At 55.4% G+C, this 901-nt stretch carries 1 protein-coding gene; it reads left to right on the top strand.

Features of this window, described 5'->3' with window-relative positions:
- On the top strand, window positions 1-873 hold an 873-nt coding region (locus tag QQF40_RS16960; RefSeq protein ID WP_285462024.1), incomplete at its 5' end, for an IS30 family transposase.
- Window positions 874-901 lie beyond the last annotated feature (28 nt).

Here is a 901-nt window from a genome sequence, read left to right on the forward strand (position 1 = left end):
GGCAACGACTACCAAGCTGAACGCGCGCAAGCGTCCCGACTCAAGCATCGGCGCTTTTGCCGGCCCAAGCGTAAGCTTTCCATCGGTAGTGAGCGGTTCAAGCTTGTCGAGTACCTTCTTCGCCGCTACTTGTCTCCTGAGCAGATCGCCGGCAAGCTTCGACACATGAATTTACCCAAGCTTGAAGACGCCTACGTCTGTCGCGAGACGATTTACACCGCCATCTATGCGCTGCCGGTTGGGCAACTGCGCAAAGAGCTCATCCATTGCCTGCGGCATGGCAAAAGTACGCGTAAGCCTCGACGTGGTGAGACGGACCGGCGAGGTCAGATCCCCGACATGGTCAGCATTCACCTTCGCCCGCCCGAGGTGGACAAGCGCGAGATGCCTGGGCATTGGGAAGGCGACCTGATCAAGGGAAAAGGCAATGCCTCAGCGGTTGGAACTCTTGTAGAGCTCAGTAGCGGATACTTGATACTGGCAAAGATGCATGATGCGACTGCGACCTCAGCCGTAGAGGGCTTCAGTGCCGCGCTGAACAGAATGCCATTGGCAGCACGAAAAACCCTGACGTATGACCAAGGACGGGAGATGGCCAAGCATGCCGCTATCACGCAAAATACTGGCGTCGCCATCTACTTCTGTGATCCTCACAGCCCTTGGCAAAGAGGCAGCAACGAGAATATCAATGGGCTGATTCGCCAGTATCTCCCCAAAGGAACGGATCTGTCACTGACCAGTCAGGAAGAGCTGGATGCCATTGCCTTCGAGCTGAATATGCGGCCTCGAAAACGCTTCGACTTCAAATGCCCTATCGAGGTGATGAATGAACTGATGGCAAAGCACAATGAAGCACCACCCTCAATTCAATAGGGTGTTGCACTCAGAGCCTGCATCCGCC

This window comes from Cobetia sp. LC6 (assembly GCF_030264805.1).
Classification (GTDB): domain Bacteria; phylum Pseudomonadota; class Gammaproteobacteria; order Pseudomonadales; family Halomonadaceae; genus Cobetia.